Source organism: Mesotoga sp. H07.pep.5.3 (assembly GCF_002752615.1).
Taxonomy (GTDB): Bacteria; Thermotogota; Thermotogae; order Petrotogales; family Kosmotogaceae; genus Mesotoga; species Mesotoga prima.
On sequence record NZ_AYTV01000004.1, the window covers coordinates 80,287 to 106,455 of the forward strand.

Below are 26,169 nucleotides of genomic sequence, written 5' to 3' on the forward strand. Positions count from 1 at the left end.
TCAGTTTCCCCTCCCTATAAATAGTAGTTCGTTTCCAATTGCTTTTATCTGTTCAACCTGTTCATCCGTAAGTACGTTGTTGGCATCAAGAATAGCAAAGTTTTTCCCGCTCGGCAATTTGGTAAAATCCACATTCCTGTACTCACTATGAGGAACTGCCAGAATAGCGATATCGAAATCTTCAAGATCAGGCATATCGTGCCTGACTTCCGTGTCCATTTCTTGCCAGTATTCCACCAGGGGGTCGTGACATGTCACTTCGACACATCTTCTATTTAGCTCCCTAAGAAGTACTTCGGACGGAGTGTTGCGAGTGTCGCCAACATCCTGCCTATAACTAACGCCAAGAAGCAAGACCTTCTTTCCGGAAAGATTATTTCCGAAAAAGTTCTCAAGCCTTGTTATAACGGCAAGAGGCATCCGATTGTTTATATCAACTGCTCTTTCGCTGAATTGGAAGTCTATCTTCTTTCCAAACAGTTTTTCAGCAGCAACTTTAGCAAACAGCGGATCTTTTGTGAGGCAATACCCTCCGACACCGAAACCGGGTTGTCTAATGTTCGAATGAGTTGGCCTTTTTCTAATTGCATCAACGATTTCAAACATATTTATTCCAATCTCTTCGGCAAACCGCCCCCACTCCTCCATAAACGCAATATTGACTGCTCTATAGCTGTTTTCTAGAACCTTTGCTGTCTCAGAAGCAGTGGTTGAAGATAGTCTAGTTAGAGGGAATTTCTCAGTGTTTATAAAATCTGACAGAAAATTCATGCATCTGTCAGCTGCTTCTTTTGTATGACCAGAATAGACTCTCCAATAGTTTATAATCGAATCCAGGTAATCGGAGCCTGGCATAACTCTTTCATAAGAGTGCGCTACTAAAATCGAATCATTAGGAAGGCCTCGTTTTTCAAGGATTCTAGCTATTTCAGGCACAACTACTTTTTCGCATGTTCCCGGAGGTACAGTTGTTTCTACTATAACTAGCGAATTCACAGATACATTTTCAGCTATTGTTCGAATACCTCTTATAAAACCGTTAAGATCAACATCAGGACTGCTATTTTTCCAGCTGAGATCAAGATTTATATCTACTATTATTATTGAAGCGAGCGATATTGCTTCAGGATTGGTAGTTGCAAAGAGGTTCTTTCTGGATACACTATTCTTAAAATGATCAAGAAGCTTCTTGTCAGTCGATTCGAAGGGAAAAACACCCGAGTTAATTCCATCAACTATCTTTTTTCCTCTTTCATTTGGTAGATCCAGGCCAATGACATTGTATTTTGGATCTCCGTTACTATCAACTGCACTTGATACCGCAACAGCCATTGCTGCACCTACAAAGCCTAGACCTTGAATGCATACAATTGGAATATCCTTTCTTTCGAATGTTGGCAAATCTTTGCCAATATTATCTGAGATCATCAATGGTCTATCCCCTCTCCGTTTCCTGTCAGTGCCATATAGTCTTCCATTCTTCCTACATCGTGCCAGCTTCCAGTGTGCACGTGAACTGCCAGTTTCATTCCGTTATCTTTCATCTTTCTCCAAAGAGATGGCATATCTATATACTGATGCTTTGGTATGTTCTCTCTTATATAGGTTATCACTTTTTGCGAGATGCCGTAGATTCCACCGTTTATTATGTACTTAAGCTTTGGCTTCTCTTCCCAGTCTACTAGCTCGGGGGACCCGTTCATCTTTAGCACGCCAAAGTCAACGGGAACGCTTCTCTCGATCCCTGTTAGAACAAGATCGTACTCTCTCAGGAGGTCATTAATAACAGAATAATCTACATCGCAAATCAAGTCCCCATTTGAGACGATGATTTTGTCATCGAAATCATCCGGGAGGAGAGCAAGAGAGCCTGCCGTTCCTGTACGCTCGAGCTCTTCGATATATGTGATGTTTACTCCGTATCTCGAACCATCGCGGAGAAAGCTCTTTACTATTTCTTTTTTGTAGTTCACTGAAACAAAGATGTGTACTATTCCAAAATCTTTCATGTGTTCGATTATCAGCTGGATTATCGGCTTGTCTCCTACCGGCAAGAGGGGCTTTGGAATAGCTGCGGTTAGTGGTCTCAGTCGCTTGCCCTGTCCGCCAGCCATAATGAAGCCGTACTTGAACATTACTTTCCACTCCTACCAAGTATCCACTGGTATGTAAGAGCAAGTCCTTCTTCGAGGCTTACCTTTGGTTCCCAGCCGAGTTCTTTCTTTATCTTGGTAATATCTGCTACTGCGTAGTCGTAGTCGTATTCTTCACGGAGCTTTGTGGCGTCGAACAAGACGTCGCATTCTCCTCCCGTTATTTCCTGGGCTTTAGTAATTAGGCTGCTGATTGATATTGGGATACCCGAGCCTACGTTCCAGATGTCTATTCCCTTAGGATTCTTCTCAATTAGAAGTGTAAGCAAATCTATGAGATCGGAGATGTAGAAGAAATCACGGACTTTCTCCGAGTCACCGATATTTACCGTGCCGGAGCAGGCGATCTTCTCTAGAACAGTTGGAACCACATATGGAGAAAGCTGGTAAGGACCATAGGGATTGAAGAGTCTGAGAATCGTTAGATCAAGGGAGTAACGATTTGCAAGATAGACGAGAATATCCTCGAGAATAGCGGCCCTTGTTCCAACGAAGTTCTTGGGGCAGACAATATCCGACTCTTTGAAGCTGCTCTTCTTAGGCGCATATACTCCGTATGAAGAGAGGAAGATGATGGTCTTCAGCTTTCCAGATTGTGCCGCCAGATGAAGGACATCACCAAGCGCTCCAACATCTGTGAACTCTCCGATGTATTCAAACCCTATGATATATGGGATCTCTGGATCGAATGAAGAGTAATTCGAATGCTTCAGCTGCTCTGTGTATTTGATATCAAATACTCTTTCCAGATGAGGCGTCAGCCATTTTTCTACGTTGGATACTAGAATCTCCCTCACTATTTTCCTCCCCTTCGAAAGACAAGGACTTCAAGCGTCCTTAAAAGTGTAGCAAAGTAAAGCGTGAAATCGTAGTTCTTAACATAATAAAGATCGTACTCGAGTCTTTTCTCGTATTCTTCTTTTGTATCTGCATATTTGTAAAGGACTTGAGCATGCCCGGTAACTCCTGATGGCACGAGAAAACGACTCCTGTAAAACCTTATCTCTTTACTCCACTGATCATAAAAGACTGGAAGGTCAGGTCTCGGACCCACTAGACTTATATCTCCCTTGATGACATTGAGTAACTGAGGTAACTCGTTCAGTCGAGTCTTTCGTAGTATTCGCCCGCTCTTCGTTATGTGGGCGGTTATAAGAGCTCCGTTTTGCTCAACGTGTTCTTCCATAGTTCTGAATTTGTAGGCGTTGAATCTCTTTCCACCCATCGCAATTCTATGCTGCTTGTAGATAATAGGTCTCCCATCCGTGAACAGTATGAGGAGAGCAGAAAATACTGAAAAGGGGAGCGCCAAAATGAAGAGTGCACAAGACAGAATTAGATCGATTACACGAACTCTTCTAGAGTACCTTGATTCCGAAAACATTACTTCGTAGTACTCTTTGAATACATCGAGTACAGAAAGTGGAATTCTAAACAGGGTCTTCTCTACGATAGACGGTAGGTATTCCACACCGACGTTGTTCATTCTTGCATTTTCAAGAATTTCATCCACTGTGTTAGCCAACTTTGGATCACCTATGAGTATTGCATCGAAGGGCTTTACTTCTTCAAAAGACATTGCCTCTGCGAGAGTCGTTGCCGATGGGTTCATGTAGGAGTAGATTTCGATCTTTCCCATCGAGGCCTTCTTTACTTCTTCAAGTATCGGGCCGAGTTCTTCTTCTCTGCCTAAGACGAGATATCTTCTCGGAGGAAGATGTCTTATGGTGTATCTCATAAGCACGCATGAGACGAAGGGAAATACAAACGCAGAAACGGCAGCCGTTACGAAGAATGTGAGTCTCGGGAGGCGCGGGGTGAAGAATACTATCGGGATGAGAGCAAAGAGAACACCGAGAACGGTGCCGGAAATATATGAGACGATACATGAGTTTAGATAGTAAGTCGTTGAGTTGTCGAAGCCTCTGAAGGCATATATTCCGAGCATTATGGCTACATTGAGAATTAGAGCTTGAAACGCATATCCGGGAGTCCATCTAAGAGTGAACGATTGTATAAAGAAGAGGGTCACGAAGAGAAACGTGGCGATAAGGTACTTCAAGCTCGCTATTCTTCTTAGCATATTAGCATACCTTCTCCCCTCCTGAGTCTACTACGTTAATCACTTGATTCACTACCGAAGAAAGGAATTTCAGTGCAAACTCTGATACATCTTACGGGACCTTAATGTTAACTTTGGGAGCTTTTAGTATCGACTTACTTTTGTTAACACTTCATAATCTGAATATTGTCCCAAATCGAATCTGAGAGGAGCCAGTTACATCTCTTTATAGGTCACGACAATCAATTATAGTGATTATACGCAATCGAGTCAAGATTTAGGGAGAAGAAGATTTGTAAACTTTCATTCAGAACCGAGATGGGGAGTCTGGGGTAGCGGTGTGACAAGAAACCAAAGGAACAACAGACTCTGTTTTAATCGCAATGTGAGTTACGCTCACACATGAATTAGGTATCGGCGATGTGAAAAAAGAGAAGTAGTTGAGAATGTCAAGTTTTGGGTGGAACAATTGGGAGAGAAGCCAGTCTCTGCTTCGCAAAGGCCAGTTCCGACTTCGTCGGGCCATCAAAGATCCCCTGCACACTGAAGGCTTGAAAGAGCACTTTAAACGACACCGACTTGCCGTCCTCCGAAAAAGTTCAAGTTCTTGGTTCCTACGAAGAACCAACAACGACTAAGCACCAACAACTCTTTGTTACCAGTCGGTGCGGCGCCGTTTGCGGTAAGAAATCTCAAGTACCAAGTAATACAGCGCACTTAACGCTGTGAAGATGTATACTCCGACAACAACTATCCAGAGTTTGGGATTTGATTGCAGAATTTCGCCTTTTGTTAGGACACAGTAAGTTGCGTAAGCGGATGCTACCAGCATACCTAATGTAAGAACCAGAAGTCCAAGCTTTAAGTTCTTCAAATCCGATCTTCTTGAAGGAATCAGTTTCATAACCCTTTCACCCCACGATTGCTTATAAGAACAATGGATCAAACGTTTTCTTACCTGACCAAACGAATTATATCAAATGTTGGTCGCGAAACAAACTTGACATTAGAAGCGTTACATATTAGCACCGAGGAACGTCGGTGGACGCAATGCCGGAAAAGAACCTTTGAAGAAGTGATGCTCGCTAGCGCGAGGAAGTGATGCCCGGAAGAGCATCCGGGGAAGTGATGCCGACTCCGTCGGGAAGTGATGCTGGCGCTTACGCGCCAGGAAGCTGAAGAACAAACAAAATGACTGCAAGAAAGTACTTGAATGGAGAATTTTCTGATGATATATTATCCTCAGTTCATTTTGAGGAGGATAGATCATGGAGATCGAAAGGCTTAATATCTGGAATCTCGCTGTTGAGCTTGCAAAGGATGTTTGTATTCTTACAGAGAAGTTTCCTAAGAAAGAGGTCTATAGTCTAACCGACCAAATAAGAAGAGCCGCGGTTTCTGTACCCTCTAATATTGCAGAAGGGAAAGGTCGTTCATCAGCAAAGGACTTCATTAACTTCCTGAGCGTTGCCAGAGGGTCACTCTATGAATTAATAACACAGCTCTATATTGCGCGGGAGATTGGATACCTGACAGAGGAAGACTTTTCCACTTTTCAAAAAAGAATCGAGGATCTTTCACATAAGATTGTTGCTATGACGAAGTACCTTAGGAGCAAGAAGTGAGGCTCGCTTGCGCGAGGAAGTGATGCCCGGAAGAACATCCGGGGAAGTGAGGCCGACTTTGTCGGGAAGTGATGCTGTCGCTTGCGCGCCAGGAAGCTGAAACAAAAGAAAATGACTACAGAAAGCACTTGAATGGAGAATTTTCTGATGATATATTAACCTCAGTTCATTTTAAGGAGGACAGATTATGGAGATCGAAAGGCTTAATATCTGGAAGCTGGGTGTTCAGCTTGCAAAGGATGTTTATATTCTCACAGAGAAGTTTCCTAAGAAAGAGGTCTATAGTCTAACTGACCAAATAAGAAGAGCTGCGGTTTCTGTACCTTCTAATATCGCAGAAGGCAAAGGTCGTTCATCTGCAAAGGACTTCATTAACTTCCTGAGCGTTGCCAGAGGGTCCCTCTACGAATTGATGACTCAGCTCTATATTGCGCGTGAGATTGGATACCTTACTGAGGAAGATTTTTCCTCTATCCAGAAGAGAATCGAGGATCTTTCACATAAGATTGTTGCAATGACGAAGTACCTTAGGAGCAAGAAGTGATGCTGCTGCGCAGGAAGCGTGTCGGGTCAAGCGTCAACGGTTCTCCGTTCTCCGAAAAGAACGGTTTCAAGTTTCATGATGCAAGTTGTAAGAAGAAAGAAGCCCTTTTTCTCAAGCACTATTAAGTAAGCTCGTTTTTGGCATTCAACAAGAGAGCATCATCGAGATTCTGAAACGAGTTCAGAATGACTGGATGTGATATTTTCGAAAAGCCTGCCGAGATGCTGAAACAAGTTCATGACGTGAAGGGCGGGGTGTCGATTAAAGGGTATGGGGTCTAATGAAGAGAACCTGTTATTAATTCAGGGGTTCAATGTAACTGAGAAAGTTATCCGGGCAGCGGTTTTTGGAAGTCCCCCCTATTGTCATCCCGAACTTGTTTCGGGATCCGGTTTTGATCCTCTCTGAGGACGGAGGACCGCTGACGGACAACGTTGTCTTCACAGCGATCAGCGGGTCTTTGATCTTAAGCGTACAGCGGCTCTTAGAACGAGATGCTGAAACTAGTTCAGCATGACGCGATGCGAGGTTTTCGGAATAACTAACACCCTCAAGCCGTCATGATTTCTTAGAAGTCCCCCCTATTGTCATCCCGAACTTGTTTCGGGATCCCGGTTTTGATCCTCTCTGAGGACGGTGGACCGCTGACGGACATCGTAGCCTTCAGCACCGATCAGCGGGTCTTCGTTCTTAAGCGTCCAGCGGCTCTAATGGACCCTGTCAGCCCCTATTTTCGCTTGCATCGTGCAGCGGTTTCTATGATCCGACCTCCCGCCGCTCAGCAGGTTAATCAGAGCGTGGCATGATCAAAAACTTATGTGATACATATGTATCATTATTAAGCACCTCAGTGATACAATAATATTGAGGTGATTGAAATGAAGACGGTTAATGTTAGAGATGTTCGAAACAGGTTCAGTGAGATTGTTGACAGAAAAGAAGAGCTTTTGATTCTTAGGCGTGGGGTTCCGGTGATGAAGATATCACCAGTCTCTAAGGAAGACTTAATGAAATACTATCTTTCAAAGGCACAAGAGGAAGCGAAAAAGATCGGGCTCAGTGAAGAAGAGGGGCTACAAGTTCTAGACGAGTTGAGAAAAGAGATGAAAGATGAAGGTCGTTATTGATACGAACGTTGTGATTTCGGCGGCTCTCGGTTCCAGAACTTCTAGCAAGGCCGTTCTTAAGGCACTAGACCAGGGGGTAATCGAACCGCGGTATTTGTGCAGGAGTTACGAGGTTTCATAAAGAAACTGAAAGAAAAGGAAAAGTACAGACACACTGAATTAGAACACCTTTCCAATTTCATAGACTATTTTATAACGATCGTAGAGATTGCAGATGACTATAAGCTGGTTACTTACAGCACTGATTTTCCGGACAATCATTTCATTTCATTAACGGCAGCGCAAAACGCCTTACTTATAACTGGTGATTAACTTTGTCTTAAAAGTGTGCAGAGTGGGAACGTAAATTGCAAGACGCCAGCCCAATATCTAAGTGATTCTCTTTGATGCTCCTTTACGAGTAAAAGGGACCCAAGGAGCCGGTAAGTCCCTATTTTCGCTTACAGCGTTCAGCGGGGCCTTGCTCTTTAGCGTAGAGCAGCTCTCAAGACCTAGATTCTGAAACAAGTTCAGAATGACTGGATGGGATGTTTTCGGAAAGCCTGCCGGGATGCTGAAACGAGCATGACGGAAAGAGCAGGGTAACGAGTGTAGGGTCTGGGGTGTTGAGAAGAAAAGCATTTCACCGTCTTGGTATCTTCACGTAATAATGCTGAGACAGTTACCGAGGTGGCAACTTCAGGAGCTCCCTCTCATTGTCATCCCGAACTTGTTTCGGGATCCGGGTTTGATCTTATCAGCGCACAGCGGGTCTTCGTTCTTTAGCGGCCAGCGGCTCTAATGGACCCGGTCAGTCCCTATTTTCGCTTACAGCGTTCAGCGGGTTTTTCTCTCTTGAACGTAAAGAGGATCTTAAGTTCCAGATCCCGTGCAGAGACCCTGAACAGGATCACTTTGGGGCAGGCTCTACGGGATGACAAAGTGGCGAGATTTAGGGCAAAAATCAGCCAGTCTGCTGAAGCAGACCAGTCACCTTCGGTGGCCAGTCTCGCCTTCGGCGAGGCCAGTTCCGGCTACGCCGGGCTAAAAAAATATACGGAGAACGATAGACCGTTGACGGACAACGTTGTCTTCACAGCGATCAGCGGGTTCTTGTTCTTAAGCGTCCAGCGGTTTCTAAGTGCAAGATCCCGTACAGGATCATTACGGGATGACAATGTCAGACGATTATGCGATTCTTTTTGTAGGGGCGAACGGCTGTTCGCCCGAAGAGGGGGCCAAAATCTGTTGGCCGGTACCGTCCTCAGAAAAGAACATCGTTGCAAGTTGAACAAAAGATCGGTTACCCGTTGTCGGTCCACCGTCCTCCGATAAGAACTAAAAGCTCCTTCTAGAGTCTCAAGGAACGAGATCCCGTATAAGAGGATTACTGGAAGACAGTGCCTGCACAGAGATTTTATCACTCCGACCTGGCCGACAAGTCCGTCAAATTCTGGACTGCTCCGACAAAGGCGTGAAGAACCGTCCTTGGTCCTTCGGAGCACGGACCCGCCCTTGCGAAACTATAGTGCCGATCCTTGAGGAATAGCAAACACTATTTTCAATTGCACTAGTATGCGAGTTACTAGAGTATTGTATGTGATATACTAAGTGCATGAAGAGAAATATGAGCTTTTCAGATGTCGAAGTTGCTTTGAAGGCTTTGAATTCTCAGTTGAATAGGATTGGTAAGAAAGTCGGTCTTGTTGTTTGTGGCGGTACGGCATTGAACGCACTTGGTTTAGTCCAGAGAACAACTGCTGATATAGATGTAGTTGGTTTCGCGGAGGAAGTCGAGGATCAGATTGTTGTCAGCAGGGCCGAATTCCCGGCTTGGCTTATAGACGCTGCCGGAAAAGTGGCCAGGGATCTGGGCCTTCCCAAAGACTGGATAAACGACGGGCCGGCATCACTCGTAGAACTCGGTTTGCCTGAAGGATTTTCAGAACGACTAACTAAGGTTCAAATTGGAAGCTCTCTTTCTGTCTATTATATTTCGCGAATTGATCAGATTCACTTTAAGTTGTACGCTTCAGCTGACCGTGGCGGGTATCACGTAGATGATCTGATGAAGTTAGAACCAATGGAAAAAGAGATTGTAGAGGCAGCTTAATGGACAATGACTCATGATGTCTCACCGGCTTTTAGAGGAATCATGATTGATCTTTTGCGGAGGCTTGGTTTTGATGATGCATCCAAAGAGCTTTAAGACATTTATTGTAGATAATGCCGTTGGGATGCTGTGGAGTCAGTGGGTGAATCTTGGTGCATGGTCGAGAGCTGAGCAAAGGGTGAAGTGTTTTACTGATCCGGAGAGCGCCATTGCCTTTTCCAGTTATTTCTGTAAATACGAAAAGCGTCTAGAAAGGATCTCTCTGGACTGGAGCAAAGTGAACCTCCAATATATTAATCATTCTCGCTTGAAAAGACTTCGGAAGGCTGTGGCCGATCATATTGAACTACCTGATAATGTTTATGAAGTCCAGGCTGCCACTACTTCCAGCAAGTATATCACTGAGCCCAACGCAAGAGACATGGCGAACTTGCTTATTCGACTGAGACTGATCTTCGGATCTACTACCAGAGCAGACGTGATATTCCATTTACTGACCAGGGGAAGCGCAAATTCAAATCAAATAGCAACCTATCGCTTTCTCAATCAGAAGGCGGTACTTCTGGAACTAGAGAAGCTGGCTAAGGCCGGTGTTTTGGTAGAGAAAAGGTCTGCAAGACAGAGACTGTTTTCAGTCGAAAGAGACTTCGCCAGGCTTTTTGAATTTGAAATTCAGCCGATTAGTTCTCCATGGTTTCTTCTTGCTTCGCTACTGATGTTAGAAGCATGTCTTAGGGATGAGCTTATTGATGATGAATACCTAGTCTTTTCAGCATTCATGGATCATAAAAGAAAACTTTCTGACTATCTTCAGAAGGCTGGCGAATGCAACTTGACTCTCTCAGGATCAACAGCATACGAGTTTTATGAGAATGTTACCGAGTACTACACATGTCTTTGTCCCGTCTGTGAAAGTATTAACGCCCGCTAATACGCACAGACTGGAGCAGGTAGCAATTTCTATGAATATCACCGGATGTGATTCTACCGAGAAATATCAGACGCAAGGCTGCCTTTTACAAGAAGTGAGGCTCGCTGGCGCGAGGAAGTGATGCCCGGAAGAACATCCGGGGAAGTGAGGCCGACTCCGTCGGGAAGTGATGCTGCTGCGCAGGAAGCCTTTCAGGTCAACCGTTATGGGTCGACCGTCCACCGATAAGAGCATAGTAAAAGAGATTAGATCCCGTACAGGAGCACTACGGGATGACGGCACGGGGACAGTCGCTTGATAACAGTGTCACTCCCTTAACGTCATCCTGACAATGCTCCTGGTCAGGATCTCGATTCGTTCTCGGATGTCTCTCACATTGTCATCCCGAATTTAGTTCGGGATCCGGTTTTGATCTTATCAGCGCACAGCGGGTCTTCGTTTTTAAGCGTTCAGCGGCTCTAATCGACCCGGTCAGTCCCTATTTTTGCTCTCGTCCTCTCGTGAGCCGCAGCGAGTGTCTCAAGAAATGTTCTTTCTCGATTGATGTTGACGATGATCAGTAAAAGCTACTAGTGTTCTACCTCACGTAGCATTTGTTATATAATTTATGAGATGGCAGATAGCGTGAGGCGGTTTAGATGAAGATAAAGAAAATCCATATAAGAGATTTCCGAGGGATTGAAGAACTTGAGGTTGATCTTGTTCATCCATCTGGAAATGTTCTTGATTTAGCTGTTTTTGCTGGCCCTAATGGCTCTGGAAAAACGAGTGTTTTAGAAGCCTGCCTTATCTCTCTTGGGAGAAGTGATCTAATTGGGGATAGACCCGATAATGACGTCAGATCAGGAGCGACGAATTTCGAGATTTGTCTGCAGATGAACTCAGGTGAAGAGATTGTCGCTTCTTCAAAGAGTAGAGAAAAACAGATATCTCGCGCTCTTCAGGGTATTGGTGTTGAGTATTTTTCTTCGTGGCGTGAGCCCAAGTTGATCGGCAGTCTTCCAATCACTGCGGGAAAGAAGGGAAAACGTCCAAAAGAAACTGAGCAGAATCGCCTCTGGTTGATTAAGCAGCATCTTATAAACTTGAGAGCAAGAAGGGCTTTTGAATCTCAGCAAATCTTTCCGGAGATTGAACCCGAGGTCTTTAAACTGATAAATGACAGTTGGAGGCAATTCTATCCGGGAAGCGACAGCTGTTTCGAAGTAAGGCCAATCAGCGAATCGATAGATGAAGGCTTCGATCTATTCATAAGGGATATCCCTACCAGCCAGCTGATTCCTGTGGACGCTCTCAGTTCAGGTGAGATCGAAGTATTGACTATGATAGGCTGGTTTGCGACAAGAAAAACGAATCCGCAGTTTCTGTTCATTGATGAGCCGGAATTACATCTTCATTCGACCTGGCATCGTGTGGTGTTAAGGGTGTTGAGAAAGCTCCTGCCAAATACCCAGATTATTTGTGCCACTCATTCCAAAGAGGTTCTTGATTCGGTGCTGAGCTATCAGCGCTTCACATTGTTACCGCCGGACGATCCAAGAATTAAACTGAAAGGGAAGGATTATTTGAAGTGAGAACTGTTTCAACTGAACTCGAGTCATTGTTGTTGACCGCACCTGTTATTCTTCTTGTCAAGGACGTTCTAACGAAGGAATAATTAATACGGATCTGGCAACCAGATGACAAGTACTTCAGTATCCTTGTTGCTTATGGAAGAGAATCTGTTAGAGCTGTTACTCATGATCTTAGGACTGCAGGCTTTAAAAATGTATTTGGCGTTATCGATCGTGATTTTGGAACGAGCAATTGTGATAGGTGGACCCAAGTATTGTCTAATGAAGCAGTCTTTATCTTACCGGTATTTGAAATAGAGAACTATCTCCTTGATTGGAACTCTTTGAGTCATGTGTCAGGTGACTTCTCCCACAAGAGAAACACAGATGTAATTTGCAAAAGAGCGCTCAGATTTGCCAAACAACTTCTCTGGTGGTTCTCTTGCTGCAGGACGATATCAACAATTAGAGGCCATTTGGTAGCTGACTTCCCGTCGTTCCCGGGGCTTAACATTAGATCTAGAAGGGCGGTTCTTGAGTTTATTGAGAATCAGAAGTGGTTCAGGGAAATCGAGAGCAGAGTTCACACTCTCATAGACAGAGAGAAGATCAGAGAGCTGATCGATAAAAGCATTGAAATGAGTAAGGGTTATCTCTAGAGCGGTACTTGGAAGGCTGAGTTCTCAGGAAAGAAGATTTTCAGAATGCTCAGGGGATATCTTGTCAATGAAAAGTACGCATCCCCTGAAGAAATGGATCTCGACTTGGCCAAGAAAATTGGAGATTATCAGTATGAGCAATCTTCTGCTCCGAAAAACCTTCTCGCGCTCAAGCGACTCATTTTGCAGGAAGCTCTTGCTGGTTCAACATCAACGATCCAAGAAGAGTAGTTGCAGAAGCAAGTTGCAAGTCATAAGAGTAGAACAAGCGTCCAGCGGATTCTTGATTTTAAGCGTAAGGCGGCTTTTAGGATTATCGAGATTCTGAAACAAGTTCAGAATGACTGGATGCGATGTTTTCGGAAAGCCTGCCGGGATGCTGAAACGAGCATGACGGAAAGAGCAGGGTATCGAGTGTAGGGTCTGGGGTATCGCAAGAGCAGAAGTGAGGCTCGCTGGCGCGAGGAAGTGATGCCCGTAGGATCATCCGGGGAAGTGAGGCCGACTGCGTCGGGAAGTGATGCTGGCGCTTACGCGCCAGGAGGCAAAATAGAGCCAGTCTGCTGACGCAGGCCAGTCAGGCTCCGCCTGGCAAAAAGAGACGCTTGTATAAGAGACGCTGAAGGCTGTACGCTGGAAAACAAAGTATCGGGTTAGAAGAGCGCGTTAGGTAATACGGGTAACTAGGGGCGGGTCATCAGATCAGGGTTTTGAAGAGAAGGATGCTGAAACAAGTTCAGCATGACGCGAAGGGCAGGGTATCGAGTGTAGGATCCCCGGTGTCGAGAAGAAAAGCATTTCACCGTTTTTGTATCTTCAGGTAATAATGCTGAGACAGTTACCGAGGTGGCAACTTCAGGAGCTCCCTCTCACTGTCATCCCGAACTTGTTTCGGGATCCGGGTTTGATCCTCTCTGAGGACGGTGGACCGCTGACGGACATCGTAGCCTTCAGCAGCGCACAGCGGGTTTTCGTTCTTCAGCGTTAAGCGGATCTTTTACGCGAGATCCCGTATAAAAAACACTACGGCATGTCCCTGAACAAGACCCCAAACGGAAGCCCTAAGCAGAAGCATTTTGCGCCGGCTTTCAGGGCAGGCTCTAGGGGATGACAAAGTGAGTGGATATCGAGACAGACCCCTTGGGATGACAGTGTGGTGACTTTGCGGGTTGATAAAACACGTTTTCTGGACAGGAGGCTCTGCCTTTACGTCATCCTCGTGCTTCAGGCCAGGGTCTCTTTCTCTCGCGAAAATGGGACAGACCATAGAAGCCTGTCAGTCCCTATTTTCGCTTACGGCGTTCAGCGGGTTTTCCTTCTTAAGCGTATAGCGGTTTCTAAGTGCGTGATCCCGTCCAGAGACGCTGAACAGGTTTTTTCGGGCAGGCTCCGAGGATCACTGGTTCGAAAAAAGGTCAGACCCAAGGATCCGGTTTTTCGCTATTTCGCTCACAGCGGCCAGCAAAAGCCGAATCTTCTAGTCTACGACTGTGCTCAGTAGTCTCTAGTAGCCAAATACTTCTTATGTAGGCTTATTTCCCGGCCTACTTAGCTTATAGTTTGGGAAGACTTCATTCCATGTTTCTACTGTCAGAACAAGCACGTCATCAATGTACTTAATTTTCCACGGGACTTCTGTTTCTTTGTTCAATCTCTGCCTTAGACGATCCTGAAAGCTTAGTATGAGAGCAGAATCAAAACTTTTATCATATTCCTCCATTCCGAGAATGACTATATACAGCAATCTTCCCCGAATTTGGTTCATAAGATGAAGATAGGTATAGGAATCTCTTCCTTTTGGGACCAACCTGTCGTTTATAAGTGTGTTTTGCTGAATCTGTCTGAGAAACTCCTGTCTCTCTTTGGGCGTCGCTCCTCTCTGGGAAGGGTCTTTAACCTCGATGAGAATCGTCCTTGATTCTTCGTAGACTACGAAATCAACGAATGACATACCGATAGGCAGAGATCGCCCCTGACGATCCAGTTTTTCTACTTGAACTGCTCCGAAATCCAGTTCAAAACCGCCTTCAAGGAATCGAGTCAACATGAGCACCCATTGTCTTCATAATCTGTTCGTGATACATCTTCTCATATGTAGCCAATATTGAATTCGAACCCAAGTTCTCGTAACTATCTTCACTCTCGCAAACTATCTCTTTAGTCTCTTTTCTCTTCAAGGAGTGGTATCTGATCCTGTCTTCCTCTTCGGCTTGAAGATCGAACTGTTTCAGTACTACATAGTCATGGGTAGCGAGGAATATTTGAACTCCTAGTCTTTGGAGTCTCAGCAGAATTCCCACAACTGAAGCTATCATTTCTGGATTCAAGTTGCTCTCTGGTTCATCCCAGAAGAGGATGGAGCCTTCGAGCAAAGTACCGTTCTGGATTAAGAGCCACAGAAGCGCTAACTTTCTCAAGCCTTCAGCAAGCAGAGAGAACTCTAGGTTTCCTTGTGTGTTCTTCAGGAAGAACTCCTCGTCCTTCACCGTCACTCTTCCATCCATACAGTCCTGAAGCAAAGTCAGAATCTGCTGTCGATCTTGATCGACGCGCCCTCGCAAAATAGGCTTGTAAGCTCTGTCGATAATATCATGATAGATTTCTTCGAAATGAATCTCTCTACTGTTATACAGTGATCTAAAACCGGGTGCGTGCGCAAGCATCTCTTTCACCGGGATGTACGCACATTCAATGGGCGTCTTTAACCACTTTTCCTGCCCCTTCACATTAGCCGACGAAGAGATTTTGACGTGGTTAGAAAAGGAAAGCTCAATCTTGTTCTCTTTCATGTTTTCCAGAACAATTGATGCGCGGCTGCTTCTCTGCTGCCTTCTCACCAGCCTACCAAGCTTCATCCCATAAGGCAGGAAGACTTTCAGAAGTTTGCTTGCAAAATCCTCTTTGGTACGTGTAATATCACAACCCGCATAAATGCACTTCAAGATATGCGTTTTGCCTGTTGCGTTGGATCCAATGAAGATGTTAATTCCAGGCGAGCATTCCAGATCAAGTTTTCGAAATGCCGTGAAATTGGTGAGTGTGAGTCTTTTTATGGCACCTTCCAACTAGCTCACCCCCTTGTGAGCAACTGATTGTATTATAGCAGAAAGACTAACTACAAACGGCGCGGAGAACCTTTGTAGAAGTGATGGTGCTTCGATTGAAACCTCTCACGTTAACAGTCAGCGGTCCACCGTCCAAAGATCCGTCTCCCAAGCGTTCAGCGGATCCTTGATTTTAAGCGTAAGGCGGCTTTTAGGATTATCGAGATGCTGAAACAAGTTCAGCATGACGCGAAGGGCAGGGTATCGAGTGTAGGGTCTGGGGTGTCGAGAAGAGAAGAACTCACCGTCTAGGCATTTTCACGTAATAATGCTGAGTCAGTTATCCAGGTAGTGCCTTCAGGAGGTGCCACACACTGTCATCCCGAACTTGTTTCGGGATCTAGGTTTCGCTCTTCAACGGTGAACGGCTCCTTGGTTTTGCACGGCTGACGGCGGACGTCTCTTCCCAGCGGCTAGCGAGGCCTTGTTTTTAACCGCATAGTGCTTTCTAATTGCGAGATCCCGTGCAGGAAACACTATGTCATGACGGCCTAGGTTATTCAGAAGGCGTTACATACTGTCATTCTGACGAAGCTCGTGATCAGGATCTTGCACTCAGGATCGAAAGAACGTTCCGCTAGAACTCAATGAAAATCCAGACTATCAGAGGTTTTGAGAAGGTCACCGATTATCTTCACTGTTTCAACCACATCGTTGAACTGAATACCTTTGGCATAGCTGTTTTCATTTTGATACTTTTCCCAGAGTCTTTTCTGGTACTTAGAGTCCATGAGTTCGTAGACAACGCTTTCGTAATGAGCGAGTATACTGGATGATCCTCGTCTACGTGCGGTGTTTTCAATTGCTTTCTTTAGTGTGGGGGTGGAGATTTGGTCTTTCTTCAGTCTGAAAAGCGTGTGAACGTCGTACAGGTCTCTAGGACGAGAACTCAAGACACTTCTTCTCAAGATAGTTTCGTATTTCTCGGCGAGTATCGTTTCCAATGTATATGCTTTTATGACGATTACCTCTTCTCCGAAGATCGAGCGATACTGGTAGTCGATTTCTCCGGGAGTTATCGCATCTCCAGTTGTCATGTCAATTCTCATTGGAATTCTGATTTGACCCAATCTAGCTTCCAAGGAAACACGGAAGTTGTTGTATTCGTCTTCCTTGCGTATAGGCGCTATTTGCTCGAACTGAAAACTTACCCCGTCATCTAGAGCCATTTCGGCTATTTCGCTCACTATCTTTTTCAGCGTATCTTCATTCATTGCAATGTTCTTCACCGTGGTGTCCATATCTATTGTCGTTCTCTGCCCGATACCTACAATAGATGCGATTAGAAGCCCACCTTTCAATATGAAGAACTCTTTGTATGAGGACCTAGCCAGTCGCTCAATAAATCTTTCGAACATGAACATGTGAAGAATCTCTCCCGCCTTCAAGTCTTTCTCTGCGGAGATTTTACGAATCTCGTTTTTCAGCTTTTCCGAGTTTATCACAGCAGAACCTCCGTATAAGTGTGCAAGGGATCTTCAACTCCCAAAATGCGTGAGTATTTCGATAGTTTCGCAATATCATGCGTGCCCATGAAGTAAGATCTCAAGGCATTCGAGACGATCTGAATATCAAACTCATCTTTCTCCTTTAGCAGATCGCAGATGGTTCTTTCGGAATCGTAAGACCTTAAAGTGTTTCCAAAAGGCGATTCAACACTGGCCAATCCCAGGTTAAAAAGCGACCGTTTCACGTAATGGAAGACCAGATCACTGCGCTCTTTCGAAAGAAGCGTTACGTTTGATCCCTGAGGAACAGTAATGTGGTATTTGGATGGTGCCCGGTCTGAGAGACCGAGTAGATAGAGGGATGTTGTGTGAGAGAAGACACAGGATTTGCACCTCATCTGGAGAATCTTGTACTCATCTATTATTCTTTCTGATAAGACGTATACTCCCCGCGAGACCTTCTCAAGCTGTCCCAACTCAAGAAGCCGTCTTAGCTTTTCCTTTCTAATTCCCTCTGCTACAACATCACAGGTTTCAACAAAACCATTGTTTTCGGCAGCGATTTGTTTGATCTTTTCAAAATCATCCATCGTTTCACCTTCTGTACTAACGTGCTTTAATAATATCATATTAACGCACGTTGGTACAACCGGGTGCTATTTGACGCCAGGTGAGGCTACTATATGCCATTTGACAAGATGCGCCGTAAATCATCTTCGGATACAAGGCGACGAAGAACCTTTGAAGAAGTGACGCTCGCTGGCGCGAGGAAGCCTGTCAGGTCAGCCAATTGACTAAGGGACGGATGTGAGAGGGTAGAGGATAGAGGTTTGAAGTTCAAAGTCTTTTTGCCTCTAACCAAGCGATGAAACAACGTTAGTCATCAGCCGTTCACCGATAAGAGCATAGTAAAAGAGATGAGATCCCGTACAGGAGCACTACGGGATGACGGCCTTGCCTGTCATCGTGGAATGCTTCTGGCCAGGATCTCGATTTGTTCTCGGATGTCTCTCACATTGTCATCCCGAATTTAGTTCGGGATCCGCTTTTGATCTTATCAGCGCACAGCGGGTTTTCGTTCTTAAGCGTACAGCGGCTCTTAGAACATGATGCTGAAACGAGCATGACGGAAAGAGCAGGGTATCGAGTGTAGGGTATGGGGTGTCGAGAAGAGAAGGACTCACCGTCTAGGCATTTTCACGTAATAATGCTGAGACAGTTACCCAGGTGGCAACTTCAGGAACTCCCTCTCATTGTCATCCCGAACTTGTTTCGGGATCCGGGTTTGATCCTCTCTGAGGACGGTGGACCGCTGACGGACATCGTAGCCTTCAGCAGCGATCAGCGGGTCTTCGTTCTTTAGCGCAGAGCCGGTCTTCGTTCTTAAGCGTTCAGCGGTATCTAAAGTGTGTTGAGGTAATCGGTGAATGTTAGGGTGGGAAGTTTTCGTCGTTTCTTGATCATTTGGCTCCAAATGGTATTTCCTTCAGATTCGTCTACTAGACCTTTGAGTAACGCAGCATGAAGAATAATCGGAGTCGTTAGGTTTCTGAGATGAAACAGCTAAATATAGTACTGAATGTCCTTCAAGTTGTTGCTTGCTAACATTCCTTTGCTTACCTTTGCTAGTGCTATTGCTGAAGCCTCGCCTTTTCCTATACGTTTCTGTCCACACTTCGGGTTTTTTGTCAGCATGTAGTAAAGTTTGAATTCTTCTGTACCGACAAGCATTTCAGCCTTTCTAATTTCATCTTGAGACAGCAGCTGATTAACTTTGCTTGAGAGATGACTTATGCTTGGATTTGAAAGCTCGTCTAGTACTTGTTCTGAAAGAACTATTCTCTTTGGGTAAAGGTTTATCAATATGTCTATCCTATCGACCCACAAGAATGAAGAAATACAGTCGGTGTCAAAGAATATTGGCTCAATCATATCTCTCTTCGTCTTCTTCGGTTCCGTATACGATATCTGACCTGAAAGCTTCAATAAGGTATTGTTCATATAGCCCTTCGGAGATCACTTCTCTTTCCCTCAGTGTTTCGGCAAGTTTCACATACTTGCCGAATGTTGTGGCTTTCTTCTCCCCAGAAGAGGGTCTGTACAGGGATACATCATAACCCTGTTCTTGAGCTGACTTTATAACTCCAGTTTGCATTTTAGCTGCCTTTGCTTTCGTCAAATATCCTTCGCTGATAAGTCGAATTAGTGTTGCATGCCTGCTTAGGCCGTAATATTGTTCAACCTGTACCACGTCTTCCAGCGTTGTTTCTGCTTTTTTCTGAATTCGACGTTCAACAAATTCTCTAAGTGATTCATACGGGGCCAGAAAATACGACGCGAATTTGTTGGCTTCGATTTCAACCGCGTCTTTTTCATCAAATGCTCCTGGACAGACGACTCTGTGGAGTTCTTTATGGAAGTAGATGTGGCAAAGTTCGTGGGCCGCAGTGAAGCGCTGTCTGCCGTATGTTTGCTCTGAGTTTACTGCAATTATCTTGTTGTCTCTATCTCTTAAACACATACCGCTGATTCTTTTGCCTAAAGGGTAATAGACAAGAGTCAAGTCATGTATGCTACCAAGAACAGCGAAGATGTCTATTGGAGAGAAAACATCTTCGCCAAGTTGCCTTCTCATCCGAAGAGCGTTTGCATTTATCTGAATATCATCAAGCATTGTCCGTGTGGACCTCCGCCATTCTCTGCATATCTCTAAGGTTCAAAGCAATTCGGTTTATGACAGCAATTGATTCCAGGTCCTCAGATTCCAATTGTTTAGCTCTCATTGCAAACGGAATCTGCTCTAGATAGAACTCCCCTTCCAGTAACGATTCGACAGGCAGACCAAAAAGATGGGCAAGTTTTTCCAGAGAAAGCACACTTATCTGTCGCTGACCGCTTTCGAATTTCGAGATGTAACTCTGATCTACCCCGAGATAATCTGCCAGTTGACTCTGGGTTATTGAGTTCTTCATTCGTAGTTCCTTCAACCTTCCGCCTAAAGCTTTCCCGTCTAGCATATCGATCCCCTCCCAGAGAATATTATATCATTTGTCATATCAACAATAGTATTTTACTTGTATTCTATGACACATCGAATGAGTTTTTCGATTGGAGAATCGAGCGAAGGTCGATTTTGTCACGAAGCTCTTTCTGGTTCTCCTTCAACGGTCCTTCTGCCCAACATTCAGCGGGTCTTGGTTCTTAAGCGTACAGCGGTTTCAAAGTGCAAGATCCCGTACAGGAGCACTACGGGATGACAGTGTGGCGGCACGATGAGATGAAACAACATGTCTTCGGGCTAGGATAGTCTCCCCTTCCGTTATGCTACTGCAACCTTGGCGTCATCCTGACAATGCTCCTGGTCAGGATCTTGACGCGTTGCGAGGTCCACCGTTGAATGGTTCTCCGTTCTCCGAAAAGAACGGTTTCAAGTTTCAGATGCAAGTTGCAAGAAGAAGAAAGAAGACCTTTTTCTCAAGCGCTATTAAGTAAGCTCGTTATTGGCATTCAACAAGAGTGCATCGTCGAGATTCTGAAACAAGTTCAGAATGACGAATTATTACGCTTTCAGAATCAGCAAACGCTGTCGTGCCCATCATGACTTTTTGGAAGTCTCTCACATTGTCATCCCGAACTTGTTTCGGGATCTTGGTCTTGATCCTCTCTGAGAACGGTGGACCGTAGACTGACAACCTTGTCTTCACAGCGATCAGCGTGATACTTAGCTTTCCTGCGCAAAAAAGATTCTTGGTGAGTTAGAAGTATTTGATGAGATTCAAGGTTGTGACGAAACGAGGAATTCAAACCAGAAGCTCTCCATTTGAAGAAGGCTTAGAGAAATTCAAGCGCGAAGAGTCCTGATCCTTACAAGCTAGTTATTCTTTGCACTGCTTCGAAGATAGAGCACTTGCTTATTTCAGGAGATTTCATGAATTACAGTTGTTAGCCTCATCGGCGGAGCCTGTTGCGAGTACGATGCTCAATCTGGCAAAGAGCACAGCACATTTAGCCAAAGAGACCAGTTCAAATATACCGAACAACTAATCGAAAAGAAACTCAAGCAAGTCTTTCTTTGTCATTTCAAAGTCTGCAGCGATTTCCACAAGTATGGCGTTTAGTGTGCCGGGCTCTGCGTACTGTGATGAGGAATAGTTTTATGATGTTCTTCCTTCCGCTTTGTAGTTAGCCTCACGTGGCTGCCGCTTTGACGTGTGACCTCATACTCTAGCTTTGTGAGAACTTTCAGAAGTTCTTCAGAGCTTATATCTCGAGGGAGTTTCAAAGAGCAATTACCTCTTCCTTAACGAAATGAAGCCTAATTATCCTCGGTAGCTCGCTTTCGTCAAAATGACATCTAATTGCGTCCCTGATGTTCTTCTTTAGCTCCTCAAGAGTCTCAGCTTCAGTAAATATGGGATGACCTAAGGCGCGTGCAAAAAATCCAGAAACGGAATCTTCTTCGACGAGAAAGATTATTTCGGTTTCCAAGTTCCACCTCCGTTCTTTCTCCTAGGTATCGCTCGTCTTGCGGTCTATAACAATAGATATGATTGATTCTTCAGTTGTTCTGCCCTGATCAGTGTAATTTAAGTTGCAAACAGTTACTCAAAAGAATTATAGCATCGTTAAGTGAGTACTCAAAAACCTCATATCCCGCCGCACAGTAAGAGCGGATCTTAGAGAGAGAAGACGGCTTGAGTTTAGACGGAGCTTCGCTTGGAGAAAAACTAAATTCGAGATTAGAAAGAAGCCTCTCAGGTCAACCGTCATGGGTCCACCGTCCTCCGACAAGAGTTGCAAAATGCAATGCGCCGAAGAGCATCGGTGATCAATTAAGAAGTGATGCTGCTGCGCAGGAAGCCTGTCAGGTCAACCATCAACGGTTCTCCGTTCTCCGAAAAGAACGGTTTCAAGTTTGAGATGCAAGTTGCAAGAAGAAGAAAGAAGACCTTTTTCTCAAGCGCTATTAAGTAAGCTCGTTATTGGCATTCAACAAGAGTGCATCGTCGAGATTCTGAAACAAGTTCAGAATGACGAATTATTACGCTTTCAGAATCAGCAAACGCTGTCGTGCCCATCATGATTTTTCAGAAGTCCCCCCTATTGTCATCCTGACAATGCTCCTGGTCAGGATCACGGCCCTTCGAGAAAAACAGGACAGACGGTAGGAGCCGGTCAGCCCCTACTTTCGCTTAGCTATCTAGTTGAGGAATCTATGGGCTTATTCGGAGGACGGGGCACCGTTGACGGACAACGTTGTCTTCCCAGCGACCAGCGAAAGGCGGCTCTTTGTGGGTACATTGATTTGAGGACTTGTCAGTCGCTCTTTTTAACTCTTCACAATCAACTTCGAATGCATTTATTAGCTCCTACCCAAAACTTACTACGCGCAACAGTCCACTCACTAGGGCTCTTGAAGGTTTCTCGCCTTTTCCTAAAGCGTATGCTAAAATTGTTCTGATATCAGAACTGGTTCTGAGGTCAGAACTGGAGGTGCAATACTATGTTGCTCGATCCAAAACCAAAGAGCAAGGAAGCCGATCTTTTCTCGAGAGGCGAAGAACTCAAAGAGCTCCTGTCATCATTGAGAGACAATCCGATCACACTGATCACAGGTATAAGGAGAGTCGGAAAGTCTTCCTTAATGCGAGTTGCCATTGCAGAAACGGAGCAAGATTCAATAATGATAGACGTCAGAAGGATCTACTCGGATTCTTCCGGTTCAATGGGCAGGGCGGATCTTTCATATGCTATACAGGGAGAGCTCGAAAAGAAACTCAAGAAAGAGAGAATAAAGGCTCTGTTGAGCAAGGTGAAGGGAGTTTCATTTATGGGCAACTCTGTAACCTTCGACTGGAATGATATAACTCTTAGCTCGCTTCTAGAGAAGCTGAACGATCATCCAAAGCCGTTTATTATTGCCTTTGATGAGGCTCAGTACTTTCGGTATTATGGGGGCAAAGGCGGCAAGAGCATACAGAATCTAATTGCCTGGGCTTTCGATAATCTCCAAAACATTAGGTTTCTGCTTACTGGTTCGGAAGTTGGTCTAATTCACGATTTCACTGGAACGGACGATTATGAAAGTCCGTTGCACGGAAGATATATGTACGAAATAGTTCTCAAGCCTTTCTCAAAAGACATTTCTATAGAGTTTTTGAAAGCCGCATTCGCAGAGAGCGACATGCAAATTCCAGTTGAAGAAATAACTGCAGCGCAGAACCTTCTTGACGGGATAGTGGGACATCTTGTCCAGTACGGTCTTAATCGACTCAGAAGAAGCCACGATGAGGCGCTATCTGAAACCTTCAGGACAGCCAAGATGCTTTTTATCAGTGAGCTCAAAGAGCTTGAGAAGCGGAGTCCAAGATACAGAAAGGTACTAGAGTTTATTGCATCCGGTGCCACGACCTTCACTGCAATACTACGGTCCTTTCAAGCCAGCGGTGATTCCGCTTCTAAATCGAGAGTTGCAGATGCTCTTCGAATACTTGAGAGATCAAGCTGGATAAATAAAGAGCACGGGAAATATTCGATCATTGATTGCGTGCTTGCAGAGTTAATAAAGAATGGCGGGTTCTAAGAGAAACATTCGCGAAGAAGATTGGAACTCCATTCTTTGTAGGAAGACCGGTCCGGCATCCCTGGTCCAAGATCGTTAATTTTTTTTTAAAATCAATTGAAAGACGCAATGCGCGAAGATACTTCTCAGAAGTGATGCTGCTGCGCAGGAAGCCTGTCAGGTCAACTGTCAACGGTTCTCCGTTCTCCGAAAAGAACTAAAACCCGATTCTAGAGTCTTGAGGACCGAGATCCCGTGCAGAGGCCCTGAACAGGACCTTTTCAGGGCACGCTCTACGGGATGACACTGTGGCAGGCTCTACGGGATGACAGTCCTTCTTTCTTCCCTTCATGCCGGACTCACTTAATGTCATTCTGAGCTTGACTCAGAATCACGGTTTTCTAAGGAGGGGATCCCGGATCGGGGTCCGGGATGACAGCTTGGGAGTACATCAGGGCAGGCTCCTTAGGGCAGGATTCACGCGGGCATTACGGGATGATAGCACTTCCATTCTGTTTGTGCGTAATCATCACATAACATTATCATGATGTGATATAATAACACATGAAGGAGATGGTGTAATGCTTCACTTAAGAGAATTCAGGGAAAGGAGTAGTCTTTCCCAGGAAGAAGCTGCCTCTAAATTAGGCTTAGATAGGACTTCGCTTTCCAGGATAGAGAACGATAAGCAGAAGATTGATCCTGTTCTCCTGTTTAGAATGGCAAAGTTATACAATGCTTCGCCCGAGGATCTGCTTGGAATCCAGAAAAAGGAAGAGTTCTCGCTTTCTTTCAGGGACAAGGATAATCTGGATGTTGAGAGCAGAGAGATACTTGAAAAGATCGAGAGGATTGTGAAGAATATCATTTTCCTTGAGGGAGAGCTGAATAGTGAGGACGCCCAGAGAAATCGAAGCCGTTGCATTGAAAGCGCGTAAAGAACTTGGGCTTTGCTTAGGTCTCAACGAGAGTTTACTCAGGAAAAACCTGGAAGACAGAGGTTACTTTCTTTTCTATTATCCATTCGGCGAAAGTGGTATTTCGGGAGCCCTGTTTAGTAATGTTCAAGCGAGGATATTGGTCATTAATTCATCACAATCTATCGGTAGGCAAAATTTCACAGTGGCTCACGAATTAGGTCACATCTATCTACACAATACCGAGAGTCTGGTCGAAATGCCCGGCGTTGAGTCTTCTACCAAGGAAATGGAGGCAGATAGCTTCGCTTCTATGTTTCTCATGCCGGCCAATGATGTCTCTTCAATAATACGGACAAATGGAGGGATCGAGTTTGACGCGGTGGAAGTCATGGAGATCTCGCAGATGTTCAGAATGAGTTACAAAGCCACTCTTGAACGCTTGAAGGAGGTTTTTGGCCAGAGAGCGATTCCACAGTCTTTATGGGATAAAAAACCCCTTCAACTGGCAGAGATGTTGAATATGGATAGAAGACTGTACGAACCGAGCGAGGAGAAATACTGGTCGAACAGCAAATATGTGTCAACGGCTTTCAGGGCACTCAAAAAAGAAAGGATCAGCTTCAGCAGATTCCTCGAGCTGATGAAAGAGATAGGGCTTGATGGTTACGATGTGCTGGAAAACATGAAGGAGAACAACTAGTGTTTGTTCTGGACAACACGGTACTGTCGAATTTCACTGCAATCGAAAAGATGGATACTCTCGTAAGAATTCTGAAAGAAGAAGCGGTTGTTCCAGAGCCCGTCGCAAATGAGTTTCATGAGTGCAAAAGGTTTTCAGGATTAGAGATAGGTTTACCAGTGGTACAAATTACGGTTGAAGATCTAGAGTTATTTGCGGATTCAGTAAAGAGTTTAGGCTTCTCGGGATTGGGAAAGGGAGAACTATCATGCATCTTCACTGTGAGTATCGAAAATCTCGCCGATACAATTCTTACCGATGACAACCTCGCTAGAAAATACTGCAGGGAATACAAGATTGAATTCCACGGAAGTGTGTATATTCTCGCTCTCGGTGTGAGAAAAAAGTGCATTCCCTGAGTGAAGCCGAGAAATTGCTTTCAGTGATGAAACGTTCTGGCTTCTGGCTGAAAGACAGAATTACAGTTCAAGATGCGCTAAGGTTTTTCGAGTAGACAACTTTTTTTGGCAGAGGAGTGTTAAGAGCTGTCCAGCCCCTCGCAGTATTGACCCGTCGTTGTAAGAACGTTGGGAGCGAAATTAGCAGCGGGTCTCGGGTTTTGGGTCGAGGGTATCGTAAGAGCAGAAGTGAGGCTCGCTGGCGCGAGGAAGTGATGCCCGTAGGATCATCCGGGGAAGTGAGGCCGACTG

General features: G+C 44.9%; 27 protein-coding genes. 12 read left to right on the plus strand and 15 right to left on the minus strand.

Annotated features, from left to right (window positions below):
• From V513_RS02580 to V513_RS02600, 6 genes are all read right to left on the minus strand, one after another.
• A complete protein-coding gene (locus V513_RS02580; protein WP_099771638.1) occupies window positions 1-1,428 on the minus strand; it encodes a nucleotide sugar dehydrogenase in 1,428 nt (475 codons plus the stop codon).
• Window positions 1,428-2,135 (minus strand): sugar phosphate nucleotidyltransferase, encoded by a 708-nt coding sequence (locus V513_RS02585; protein WP_099771577.1) that lies wholly within the window; start codon window positions 2,133-2,135, stop codon window positions 1,428-1,430. The genes V513_RS02580 and V513_RS02585 overlap by 1 nt, the downstream gene beginning before the upstream one ends.
• Window positions 2,135-2,950, minus strand: a complete 816-nt coding sequence (locus tag V513_RS02590; RefSeq protein WP_180274810.1) for an NAD-dependent epimerase/dehydratase family protein — start codon at window positions 2,948-2,950, stop codon at window positions 2,135-2,137. Before V513_RS02590 ends, V513_RS02585 begins: the two co-directional genes overlap by 1 nt.
• Window positions 2,950-4,236: a sugar transferase gene (locus V513_RS02595; RefSeq protein WP_099771579.1), complete on the minus strand. Its 1,287-nt coding sequence runs from the start codon at window positions 4,234-4,236 to the stop codon at window positions 2,950-2,952. Before V513_RS02595 ends, V513_RS02590 begins: the two co-directional genes overlap by 1 nt.
• A gap of 428 nt (window positions 4,237-4,664) precedes the next feature.
• Window positions 4,665-4,790: a hypothetical protein gene (locus tag V513_RS14090; protein ID WP_257211900.1), complete on the minus strand. Its 126-nt coding sequence runs from the start codon at window positions 4,788-4,790 to the stop codon at window positions 4,665-4,667.
• A gap of 80 nt (window positions 4,791-4,870) precedes the next feature.
• Complete coding sequence (locus V513_RS02600) at window positions 4,871-5,119, minus strand: hypothetical protein (protein ID WP_257211901.1); 249 nt, start codon at window positions 5,117-5,119, stop codon at window positions 4,871-4,873.
• A gap of 364 nt (window positions 5,120-5,483) precedes the next feature.
• Between V513_RS02600 and V513_RS13945 the strand changes: the two genes are divergently transcribed.
• From V513_RS13945 to V513_RS02635, 8 genes are all read left to right on the plus strand, one after another.
• The gene (locus V513_RS13945; RefSeq protein ID WP_218962684.1) at window positions 5,484-5,840 is read left to right on the plus strand and encodes a four helix bundle protein; all 357 of its coding nucleotides are present in this window, start codon (window positions 5,484-5,486) and stop codon (window positions 5,838-5,840) included.
• 187 nt (window positions 5,841-6,027) lie between these two features.
• The gene (locus tag V513_RS02605; RefSeq protein ID WP_099771580.1) at window positions 6,028-6,384 is read left to right on the plus strand and encodes a four helix bundle protein; all 357 of its coding nucleotides are present in this window, start codon (window positions 6,028-6,030) and stop codon (window positions 6,382-6,384) included.
• Between the two features lie 878 nt (window positions 6,385-7,262).
• Complete coding sequence (locus V513_RS02610; RefSeq protein WP_099771581.1) at window positions 7,263-7,511, plus strand: type II toxin-antitoxin system Phd/YefM family antitoxin; 249 nt, start codon at window positions 7,263-7,265, stop codon at window positions 7,509-7,511.
• Between the two features lie 96 nt (window positions 7,512-7,607).
• Complete coding sequence (locus V513_RS02615; protein WP_257211902.1) at window positions 7,608-7,823, plus strand: toxin-antitoxin system toxin component, PIN family protein; 216 nt, start codon at window positions 7,608-7,610, stop codon at window positions 7,821-7,823.
• Between the two features lie 1,294 nt (window positions 7,824-9,117).
• Complete coding sequence (locus V513_RS02620; protein WP_257211903.1) at window positions 9,118-9,603, plus strand: DUF6036 family nucleotidyltransferase; 486 nt, start codon at window positions 9,118-9,120, stop codon at window positions 9,601-9,603.
• 70 nt (window positions 9,604-9,673) lie between these two features.
• Complete coding sequence (locus tag V513_RS02625; RefSeq protein ID WP_099771582.1) at window positions 9,674-10,534, plus strand: hypothetical protein; 861 nt, start codon at window positions 9,674-9,676, stop codon at window positions 10,532-10,534.
• Window positions 10,535-11,172: 638 nt separating this feature from the next.
• Window positions 11,173-12,108 carry an AAA family ATPase gene (locus V513_RS02630; protein WP_099771583.1) on the plus strand — a complete coding sequence of 312 codons (936 nt, stop codon included), beginning with the start codon at window positions 11,173-11,175 and terminating at the stop codon, window positions 12,106-12,108.
• Window positions 12,109-12,200: 92 nt separating this feature from the next.
• The gene (locus V513_RS02635) at window positions 12,201-12,746 is read left to right on the plus strand and encodes a DUF4435 domain-containing protein (protein WP_257211907.1); all 546 of its coding nucleotides are present in this window, start codon (window positions 12,201-12,203) and stop codon (window positions 12,744-12,746) included.
• A gap of 1,522 nt (window positions 12,747-14,268) precedes the next feature.
• Here V513_RS02635 and V513_RS02650 read toward each other — a convergent pair.
• From V513_RS02650 to V513_RS02690, 9 genes are all read right to left on the minus strand, one after another.
• Window positions 14,269-14,799 (minus strand): hypothetical protein, encoded by a 531-nt coding sequence (locus V513_RS02650; RefSeq protein WP_180274812.1) that lies wholly within the window; start codon window positions 14,797-14,799, stop codon window positions 14,269-14,271.
• Complete coding sequence (locus V513_RS02655; protein WP_218962685.1) at window positions 14,774-15,811, minus strand: AAA family ATPase; 1,038 nt, start codon at window positions 15,809-15,811, stop codon at window positions 14,774-14,776. Before V513_RS02655 ends, V513_RS02650 begins: the two co-directional genes overlap by 26 nt.
• A 623-nt stretch (window positions 15,812-16,434) precedes the next feature.
• A complete protein-coding gene (locus V513_RS02660; protein ID WP_099771588.1) occupies window positions 16,435-17,295 on the minus strand; it encodes a nucleotidyl transferase AbiEii/AbiGii toxin family protein in 861 nt (286 codons plus the stop codon).
• The gene (locus V513_RS02665; protein WP_099771589.1) at window positions 17,292-17,888 is read right to left on the minus strand and encodes a type IV toxin-antitoxin system AbiEi family antitoxin domain-containing protein; all 597 of its coding nucleotides are present in this window, start codon (window positions 17,886-17,888) and stop codon (window positions 17,292-17,294) included. Before V513_RS02665 ends, V513_RS02660 begins: the two co-directional genes overlap by 4 nt.
• A 973-nt stretch (window positions 17,889-18,861) precedes the next feature.
• Entirely contained in the window at window positions 18,862-19,230 is a 369-nt protein-coding gene (locus V513_RS02670; protein ID WP_218962686.1) for a hypothetical protein, read from the minus strand.
• Complete coding sequence (locus tag V513_RS02675; RefSeq protein WP_099771590.1) at window positions 19,223-19,972, minus strand: ImmA/IrrE family metallo-endopeptidase; 750 nt, start codon at window positions 19,970-19,972, stop codon at window positions 19,223-19,225. Before V513_RS02675 ends, V513_RS02670 begins: the two co-directional genes overlap by 8 nt.
• Window positions 19,965-20,315: a helix-turn-helix domain-containing protein gene (locus V513_RS02680; protein ID WP_099771591.1), complete on the minus strand. Its 351-nt coding sequence runs from the start codon at window positions 20,313-20,315 to the stop codon at window positions 19,965-19,967. The genes V513_RS02675 and V513_RS02680 overlap by 8 nt, the downstream gene beginning before the upstream one ends.
• A gap of 1,097 nt (window positions 20,316-21,412) precedes the next feature.
• Entirely contained in the window at window positions 21,413-21,580 is a 168-nt protein-coding gene (locus V513_RS14315; protein WP_218962687.1) for a type II toxin-antitoxin system HicA family toxin, read from the minus strand.
• Window positions 21,577-21,786, minus strand: a complete 210-nt coding sequence (locus tag V513_RS02690) for a 2-oxoisovalerate dehydrogenase (protein ID WP_099771592.1) — start codon at window positions 21,784-21,786, stop codon at window positions 21,577-21,579. The genes V513_RS14315 and V513_RS02690 overlap by 4 nt, the downstream gene beginning before the upstream one ends.
• Before the next feature lie 1,015 nt (window positions 21,787-22,801).
• On the opposite strand from V513_RS02690, the gene V513_RS02695 reads away from it, so the two are divergent.
• The 4 genes from V513_RS02695 to V513_RS02710 all read left to right on the plus strand — a co-directional run bounded on the left by V513_RS02695 (window position 22,802) and on the right by V513_RS02710 (window position 25,878).
• Window positions 22,802-23,881, plus strand: coding sequence for an AAA family ATPase (locus tag V513_RS02695; RefSeq protein WP_099771593.1), 1,080 nt, complete (start codon window positions 22,802-22,804; stop codon window positions 23,879-23,881).
• Between the two features lie 560 nt (window positions 23,882-24,441).
• Window positions 24,442-24,798, plus strand: coding sequence for a helix-turn-helix transcriptional regulator (locus V513_RS02700; protein ID WP_099771594.1), 357 nt, complete (start codon window positions 24,442-24,444; stop codon window positions 24,796-24,798).
• On the plus strand, window positions 24,752-25,480 hold the full coding sequence (locus V513_RS02705) for an ImmA/IrrE family metallo-endopeptidase (protein ID WP_180274813.1): 729 nt from the start codon (window positions 24,752-24,754) through the stop codon (window positions 25,478-25,480). Before V513_RS02700 ends, V513_RS02705 begins: the two co-directional genes overlap by 47 nt.
• A complete protein-coding gene (locus tag V513_RS02710) occupies window positions 25,480-25,878 on the plus strand; it encodes a hypothetical protein (protein ID WP_099771596.1) in 399 nt (132 codons plus the stop codon). Before V513_RS02705 ends, V513_RS02710 begins: the two co-directional genes overlap by 1 nt.
• Window positions 25,879-26,169 lie beyond the last annotated feature (291 nt).